This window comes from Streptococcus sp. SM3, from assembly GCF_027497875.1.
The window spans coordinates 1-8,800 of record NZ_JAJNSA010000102.1 but is presented as its reverse complement, the minus strand read 5'-3'; the positions used below and the strand labels follow the sequence as shown (position 1 = coordinate 8,800).

At 42.4% G+C, this 8,800-nt stretch carries 6 protein-coding genes and 1 pseudogene; 1 reads left to right on the top strand and 6 read right to left on the bottom strand.

Annotated elements, in window-relative coordinates; translation table 11 throughout:
* The 4 genes and pseudogenes from PAN06_RS11725 to manA form a co-directional block, all read right to left on the bottom strand.
* Positions 1–1,512, bottom strand: a pseudogene (locus tag PAN06_RS11725) (preprotein translocase subunit SecA); the annotation flags it as partial.
* Between the two features lie 174 nt (positions 1,513–1,686).
* Entirely contained in the window at positions 1,687–3,531 is a 1,845-nt protein-coding gene (locus PAN06_RS11720; RefSeq protein WP_021153774.1) for an APC family permease, read from the bottom strand.
* Between the two features lie 373 nt (positions 3,532–3,904).
* On the bottom strand, positions 3,905–4,645 hold the full coding sequence (locus PAN06_RS11715) for a MerR family transcriptional regulator (RefSeq protein ID WP_269796401.1): 741 nt from the start codon (positions 4,643–4,645) through the stop codon (positions 3,905–3,907).
* A gap of 280 nt (positions 4,646–4,925) precedes the next feature.
* Complete coding sequence (manA, locus tag PAN06_RS11710; RefSeq protein WP_269796400.1) at positions 4,926–5,870, bottom strand: mannose-6-phosphate isomerase, class I; 945 nt, start codon at positions 5,868–5,870, stop codon at positions 4,926–4,928.
* A gap of 115 nt (positions 5,871–5,985) precedes the next feature.
* On the opposite strand from manA, the gene queG reads away from it, so the two are divergent.
* Positions 5,986–7,125, top strand: a complete 1,140-nt coding sequence (queG, locus tag PAN06_RS11705; protein WP_269796399.1) for a tRNA epoxyqueuosine(34) reductase QueG — start codon at positions 5,986–5,988, stop codon at positions 7,123–7,125.
* A 298-nt stretch (positions 7,126–7,423) separates the two neighbouring features.
* Here queG and PAN06_RS11700 read toward each other — a convergent pair whose 3' ends face one another.
* Together PAN06_RS11700 and PAN06_RS11695 are read right to left on the bottom strand one after the other, a co-directional pair.
* Positions 7,424–8,050, bottom strand: a complete 627-nt coding sequence (locus tag PAN06_RS11700; protein WP_070505233.1) for a GNAT family N-acetyltransferase — start codon at positions 8,048–8,050, stop codon at positions 7,424–7,426.
* Between the two features lie 83 nt (positions 8,051–8,133).
* Positions 8,134–8,649 (bottom strand): phosphatase PAP2 family protein, encoded by a 516-nt coding sequence (locus tag PAN06_RS11695; RefSeq protein WP_269796398.1) that lies wholly within the window; start codon positions 8,647–8,649, stop codon positions 8,134–8,136.
* Positions 8,650–8,800 lie beyond the last annotated feature (151 nt).

Here is an 8,800-nt window from a genome sequence, read left to right as displayed (position 1 = left end):
ACCGAGTTCGCGAACCCCTTCACCGAGCTTGATATCGGTACCACGTCCGGCCATGTTGGTCGCAATGGTAACGGCACCACGTTGACCAGCATTCATAATGATTTGCGCTTCTTTGTAGTGGTTTTTCGCATTCAAGACTTCGTGAGGAACACCTGCTTGCACCAACAATTGAGAAAGGTAATCACTGGTTTCAACGGCAACAGTACCAACAAGGACTGGTTGCCCTTTTTCGTGACGAGACTTGACATCTTCCACAACAGCCTTGAATTTTGATTTCAAGCTTGGGTAGAGAAGGTCTGGATGGTCAATACGGGCAATCGGACGGTTGGTTGGAATTGGAATCACGCGAATGTTATAAATTTCACGGAATTCTTCTTCTTCGGTTTTCCCTGTCCCTGTCATCCCTGACAACTTCTTGTACATACGGAAGAGGTTTTGGTAAGTAATCGATGCAGATGTTTTGGTTTCTTCTTGAACTGGAACACCTTCTTTAGCTTCGATCGCTTGGTGAAGCCCATCAGAATAACGACGACCTTCCATGGTCCGACCAGTAAATTGGTCGACGATCAAGATTTCTTGATCTTCGCTGACCACATAGTCGATATCCAAAATCATGATGTAGTTGGCACGAAGGGCATTATCGATAAAGTGGGTCAAGGCTACGTTTTCAATATCGTACAAGTTTTCAAGATTAAAGTAGCTTTCTGCCTTATCAATCCCTGAATCAGACAAACCGATGGTTTTAGATGGGACATCGATAATGTAATCGTCCTCTGTCAAGGTCTTCACATAAGCATCCGCCATGTGATAGAGCTGGCTCGTATCAGAAGCTGTCTGACCAGAAACGATCAACGGAGTACGAGCTTCGTCAATCAAAATCGAGTCTACCTCATCGACCAAGGCGTAGTTCAATGGACGTTGAACCATGTTTTCAGCACGAACAACCATGTTGTCACGCAGATAGTCAAACCCGATCTCTGAGTTGGTTGAGTAAGTAATATCACAGAGGTAAGCTTCTTTTTTCTCAGCTGGAGATTTTGCTGCCAGGTTGATCCCTACTGAAAGGCCAAGCCATGAGTACAATTCCCCCATCTCTGTTGCATCCCGCTCTGTCAGGTATTCATTGACGGTAACAACGTGTACCCCTTTACCAGACAAGGCATTCAAGTATACAGGCATGGTTGCTGTCAGGGTTTTTCCTTCCCCTGTACGCATCTCTGGAACGTCACCATGGTGAAGAACGATCCCCCCCATGACCTGAACCTTGTATGGGAACAAACCAAGGACCCGTTTTGCAGCTTCACGAACAACTGCAAAAGCCTCGTACAAGAGATCATCCAAAGACTCACCATCTTGATAGCGTTGCTTAAACTCAACTGTTTTCGCTTTTAATTCGTCATCCGTCAAAGCTGCCATTTGGTCTTCATAAGAAAAGACCTTGTCAGCCATTTTTTCAAGGCGTTTGATTTCGCCTCGATCATTTTCAATAATTGTTTTTACTAAATTTGCCATTTTTTTCCTTACTTTGATTTTTTCAAAATCTAAAATGTTCTTTTTATTCTAGCATTTTTTTAACATTTTTTCAAGATCAAGGCTGTATCTTACAAGACTTTCGAGTGGTTTTTTTCGTGTGAGAAAATCCAAAAAGATGCCTGCTCAATCAGACATCTTTTCTATATGCGATAGTTATTCAGACAAATGGTAAGAATAGCTTGCCACAACCACTTCTTCATGCCAACGAAGTGCGTACTTCAATTTCAAACTCATTTGGTTATGGAGAATATTTTGCCAATGTTTTTTAGGGATGAATTGAGGGACTAATACTGTGACGGTATTGCCTTTTTCCTTAGCTTCCTCAGCTACTTTGGAGACAAATTCAACTGTTGGTTGAATAATATCCCGGTAGCTCGTCATGACATTTTCAAAGCGAATATGAGGGAAATAGTGCTTAAATTCTTCTGCCACCTCTGCATCTTTAACCTTGGTTTCTTCTGTTGAGACGTGCATGGCTATGACGTCATTTCCGAGGCTATTGGCATAACTCATCGCTCCCACACTTACCTGAGTGACATTTCCGACAAGGACGATCACGGTATTGCCCGCATAACTTGTCTTTTCGATCTTACCTCCCAAGCGCAATTGAGCCGCAACTTTATCATAGTGATTACGGATACTCAAGAACATCCAAAGCAAAAGACCGATAATAGGGAAGAAGGGCCAGATCTCACGCAGACGGAACAGCAAGAGGATCAAGACAATCCCATAACAGATGGCTGCCCCGAGGATATTGGCAAGTGAATACTTGAGAAATCCTTTTTGATATTGGCGTTTCCAGTGGATAACCATCCCTGTTTGAGAAAGGGCAAAAGGAATGAAGACCCCAATGGTATAAAGCGGAATCAAGCTTTCTGTTTGCCCATCAAAGATCAAGAGCAAGACGATGGCACCAATCGCCAAGGTCAAAATCCCATTGGAATAGCCCAGACGATCCCCTTTTTCCATATACATGTGTGGCATGTATTTGTTTTTAGCCATGTTAAAGGCCAACATTGGAAAGGCTGAGAACCCAGTATTCGCCGCAACTGCCAAGATCAAGGCTGTTGATAATTGGAAAACGTAGAAGAAGGCTTGTCCGACCGGAGAATTTCCTAAGATAGCTTGGGCCATTTGAGCTAGAGTTGTTACCCCTTTTGCTGGTACGACACCCACCCAGTAATTGAGGAAGGTAATCCCTGCAAACATGATCCCTAAAATCAAAGCCATGATGGTCAAGGTAGAGGCTGCATTCTTTGCTTTTGGTTTCTTAAAGAAAGGAACCGAATTGGAGATAGCTTCAACCCCTGTTAGGGAAGCTGATCCACTCGTAAAGGCCCGCAACAAGAGAATGACACTAACCCCTGAAATGGTTTGACCCACATGAGCAGTCGCGTTATAGGCCAATTGACCAGTCAGAATTTGGATCACACCATAGCCGATCAAGGCAATGGTACTGACAATGAAAAGGTAGACCGGAATCATCAACGATGTCGCCGATTCGCGCAATCCCCTCAGGTTCATCAGCATCAAGACCAAGACCAACAAAATGGAAATGTGAAGATTATAAGGATGAAGAGAGGGAATCGCTGACGTGATGGCATCTGCACCGGAAGAAACAGACACTGCTACCGTCAGCATGTAGTCGACCAAGAGACTGCCACCAGCGATCAACCCCGCTTTCGGAGACAAATTCTCCGTAGTCACCATGTAGGCCCCTCCCCCTTGAGGGTAGGCATGAATGACCTGGCGATAAGAAATCGTTAAACTAGCTAGGAGAACCAGGACCACAATCCCAATTGGAATGGACCACCAAATAGCTCCTGCTGATACGGTCATCAAGACCAAGATAACTTGCTCTGGACCATAGGCAATAGAAGAAAGTGCGTCACTAGAGAGCATGGCCAAGGCCTGCATTTTCCCTAGCAATCCGCCTTCACCTTCTGCACCAGATTTCAACGGACGGCCAATAAACCATTTTTTCAATGTTGAAAACATAAAAAACTCCTTGAAAAAAGATCATGAGGCCGGGAATTCCCTGCCTCTTTTCATAAAACAGGGGTTATTCTACTCCTTTTTTTCAAGACTGTCAACCAAAATTGTGAAATTCTCATAAAGTTTTCATTGTGTTCATTTATCCAACCTCTCTTAGATCGGTCCGCTTCTTTCAAATTGATCCAAGCAAAAAACGAGGCTGGGACAAAAATCCTAGCCTCTCAATTATTTTTGGATTGTCGAGCAAGACGCAGTGGTTGAGTGGGCTCTACTGCGCTGATTTCATCAGCTTTTACAGTCCTACTCAACTGTGCGGAGGTGGGACGACGAAATCGAATTCTAACGAATGACCGATTTCTGTCCCACTCTCTCTTTTTTATTTGGGTTGATGTGCCACATAGTGGGCAATGACATCCGAAGTGTACTGGGCTGTGCCAGCTCCAAACTTGTCGATGTTTTCCTTGAATTCTGGATTATAGATATAGCCTTTGCCAATATGGCCAAAAAACTCTATAGAGCAGTCAAATCCATAGGTTCGAATCGCGTCTAACAGTTTGGCTGCTTGATCTTGGTTTTCATTTGCTGATACGGGTAGACCATCTTTGAGATTTTGCGACAAAGTTTGAAAAACTTGGTTAAAGGCTCTTGTTGCCTCATCTTCTCGACCTTTTTGGCGTTCAAGCGCTTGGTTCATGACTTCTTGACCATACTTGTCTACCGCCTCTTGATGGTATTTTTGAGTATCTTGGTAGCTAAATCCAGTAAATTTTTCCTCAATTGTCATTTGTCTTTCTCCTTTTTGTTCTTGAATGGTTTTTTGCAAGGTGGAAATCAAGGTATCTAGACGTTCTCTTTCCTGAGTTAAATAGGTTAACTGCTTGGTTAAATGGGGCAATAAGTTAGACTTTTCTTCGGCTAAGAGTTCTGCTATTTGGTCTAAAGAAAATCCTAGATACTTGTAGTAGAGAATCACCTGTAATCGTTCTAAATCTTCTTGACTGTATGTCCGATAGCCATTTTCAGATTTCACAGGAACTAGAAGTCCTATCTTATCATAGTGGTGCAAGGTCTTGATAGAGACACCTGACAGCTCTGCAGCTTTTTTGATATGGTACATGATTTCCTCCTTGTACTCAATAAAAATCAAAGAGCAAACTAGGAAGCTAGCCGCAGGTTGCTCAAAGCACTGCTTTGAGGTTGTAGATAGAACTGACGAAGTCAGTAACATATATACGGTAAGGCGACGCTGACGTGGTTTGAATTTGATTTTCGAAGAGTATTACAAGGATAGTATAACCCCTCCCCTTAGGTCAGAGTCAAGACTTAACATAAAAATAGTTTTATTTCAGAAAAAAAGCTTGAGTAGTTCCATTGCGTTTTACTCAAACCCTTTGTTTTTATGGGTGACTTACAATCAATTCTAAACCTTGCCCTTCCAAAGTCCAAGATTCAACATCGCTTGGCAAGATAAAGTGACTTCCTTTTTGAATAGGATAATCCTTTCCATCTACAGTCAATTTTCCTTCTCCAGTTAAGACGCTCAATAAGCTGTAATCGGCAGTCTTTTCAAAATTAGCTTTTCCAGTCAGTTCCCACTTATAAACCGTAAAGAAATCACTTGCAACCAAGGTCGTCATCCGAAGATCATCGATCACAACTGTATCTGGATGGCTATTAGCTGGCTCCCCAATATTCAACACATCAATTGATTTTTCTAGATGAAGCTCTCGCAAATTTCCTTGAGCATCCTTGCGGTCAAAATCATAAACCCGGTAGGTGGTATCACTCGACTGTTGGGTTTCAAGAATCAAGATTCCAGAACCAATGGCGTGCATGGTTCCACTTGGCACATAGAAGAAATCTCCAGCCTTGACTGGAACTTTTGTCAGCAAGGCATCCCAGTTTTTATCTTCGATTTGCTGGCGGAGTTCTTCTTTTGACTCGGCATTGTGTCCATAGATAATCTCTGATCCTTCGTCAGCCGCAATCACATACCAACACTCGGTTTTCCCAAGTTCTCCCTCATGCTCCATGGCATAGGTATCATCTGGGTGCACCTGTACACTGAGCCAATCGTTGGCATCCAAAATCTTTGTTAATAAAGGAAAGACAGGTTCTTTACGATTACCGAATAATTCCCGATGCTCTTGATAGAGCTGATCCAATCCCATTCCTTCGTATGGACCATTGGCTACTTTAGAAACTCCATGTGGATGGGCTGAAATCGCCCAAAATTCACCGACATGGTCGCTCGGAATTTCGTAACCAAATTCTTCTTTCAGACGAGTTCCTCCCCAAATTTTTTCCTGCATGACTGAATGTAAAAATAATGGTTGTCCCATGATATCCTCCTCGCATTTCATGTTTCTATTATACAAAAAAAAGAAAGCTTTTGAAAGCCCTTCCTGATCGTTTCCTTTCTCGCCAGAATCTTCATTTTTGTGTATAATGGAAAAGATGACACTAAAAGAAAATATTATCCAACTGGCACATTCTATTGGGATTTCAAAAATTGGATTTACAACTGCTGATGACTTTGCTTATTTGGAAAAATCGCTCCGCTTGGCCGTTGAGGAAGGACGGAATTCTGGATTCGAGCATAAGAATATTGAAGAGCGCATCCACCCCAAATTAAGTCTCTCCTCCGCAAAGACGATCATCTCAATCGCTGTCGCCTACCCCCACAAACTCAAGCAACAACCTCAAAAAACAGCCTATAAAAGAGGAAAATTCACGCCCAACAGCTGGGGATTAGACTACCATTATGTCCTTCAAGACAAGCTCAACCGCTTAGCTGCTGGAATTGAAGAAATGACGCAAGATTTTGAATACAAGGGCATGGTCGATACTGGAGCACTGGTTGATACGGCTGTCGCCCAACGAGCTGGAATTGGCTTTATCGGAAAAAATGGCTTAGTCCTTTCAAAAGAATACGGTTCTTACATGTTTTTGGGGGAATTGATTACCAATCTCGAAATTGAACCAGATCATCCTGTCGACTATGGTTGTGGAGACTGTCGCCGTTGTTTAGATGCATGCCCAACCTCCTGCCTAATCGGAGATGGCTCTATGAATGCAAAACGCTGTTTGTCTTTCCAAACTCAGGACAAGGGCATGATGGACCTAGAATTTCGCAAGAAAATTAAAACGGTCATCTATGGATGTGATATTTGTCAGATTAGTTGCCCTTATAACAAAGGGCTAGATAATCCCTTAGCAACGGAAATCGATCCTGATCTGGCTCATCCAGAGTTGATTCCTTTTATCGAGCTGTCCAACGGACAATTTAAGGAAAAATTCGGACATGTTGCTGGAAGTTGGCGAGGCAAGAACATCCTCCAGCGCAATGCCATCATTGCACTAGCCAATGCCAATGACCGTTCGGCCATCCCTAAACTCCTGAACATCATCGAAACTTCACAAAATCAGATCCATATTGCAACGGCTATCTGGTCTTTAGGGCAACTGCTCCGTGAAGTCACGCCGGACCTTGTTGAGCTCTTACGGAATATCAAACATCCGACCGATGCTATCATAGAAGAACGAACTGCTTTCTTTGAAAAATTCGGCATTCAAGCAGATTCACAGCTACAATGAAAAAATACTAAGATTGTAACCTTAGTGTGAAGGCGTATACAAATTGCTATTTTATACAAATCTATTAACTTCTGTAAAAATAAAAAAATTTATTCGTTAGAATTATTCAATCATCAACTGAAACTTTCCGACGTGAGAAAAGCTCTTGAAACTTAATAGTTTCAAGAGCTCGGGAGTTTTGAGACCTTAGGCTCAAAACTAAGTCATGGAACTTCTTCGAAGTTCGCTGACGTCCGTACTCACCTAAGGAAAGTTTCTAAAATGACTTTGTCATCAATCTGACACTAAGGTTGTATCCTTAGTGTTTTTTTAGTTCTTTCAAGAAATACCAACTACCCATCTCTACTTGGTTAAAGCTAATCTCACTTGAATAGACTTCCTTGTAGCCATTTTTTGTGTAAAAATAGACATTTCCTTTGGTATTGGTATAAAAGGCTAGTTTTTCACCTTTGATCTCTTCCAAGAAAGGCTCAATTCCTTCTGTCATAAAGCGACTGCCATAGCCCTGCCGTTGGTGTTTAGGGGCGACTGCGAGAAGCATCAAATACCAATCAAAGTCTACATTTTGCTCCAATTCCTTATCCGTGTCCTCCATAAATTTAAAGTAGGACAACATATTCTTCAAGGAAATAAACTTGAGCAAACCGAATCCCCCATTTAAGAGATAGGCCCGAAAAGGAATCGGTCCCTTTTGCAACAAGGCTACCGCATAAATTTCATCGTTTTTTTCTGCCACAAGGCAAATATGGTGCTTGAGAAAAACCTTTACCAGGATGCGCATCATTGCCTCAACAAAGGCAGGATATTGCTTGGGATCCCGAACCAAATCCTTGATGACTTTTAAAAATAGATAGTCCTCAAAGGCTGTACTGGCTACTCGAACCACCTGATCCAGATCTGCTTTTTCTGCTTTTCTGTACTTCATCTTCTCTCCTATTCTAAGTCCACTTTCCAGTATACACTATCCCTCGCTCTTAGACAAAGGTCAATTTTCAGCAATTTGTTCATTCAAGCCAGCAAAAAGAGTCCTCCCCAAACGAGTCCCAGCCCCAAAGCGACGAGGACATCCTTGGGATAATGAACCCCTCCAAGAACTCGGACAAGGGCTAATAGAAGAGATAGGAGCATCGAGCACATTCCAAACGGAAGCGACAACTGACAGACACACATAGAAATAATGGTCGCCGAAAATACATGTCGGCTAGGAAAGGAATGTCCGGATGAATTCTTTTCTAATAAGGGTTGAATCTCCCACTTCTCATAAGGTCTCGGAACATTGACCCAATGACGAAAGATGCTAAACAAGACAAAGCCCGAAGCAGGAATCCAGAAAAAAGGCCAGATTCCTCCAAGCGAAGTTTTCTTTAAAAACAGCCAACAAAAAACCAGGCCGTAGACGCCTGGCATCACAAGCGTCAAGATTCGATTCATCCGTTTAAGGACCTGTATCCGACTTGGTTTTTTCGTAAAAGGCAAGGTTAGCCAACGATAAAATTTTGGATAATCGTGAAGGTTACGCTTCATGTTGGCACTCCTGTCTTTCATCTCATTTTTGTACTACTAGTATACGCGATCCTAAGAAAACCTGTCAAGCAAGGCTTCTTTTTTATTGTTTCTTTCTTCTTTTTCTATACAACCGCTATTCCTTTTTTTGCTTTTATCAATTTTATGTCTC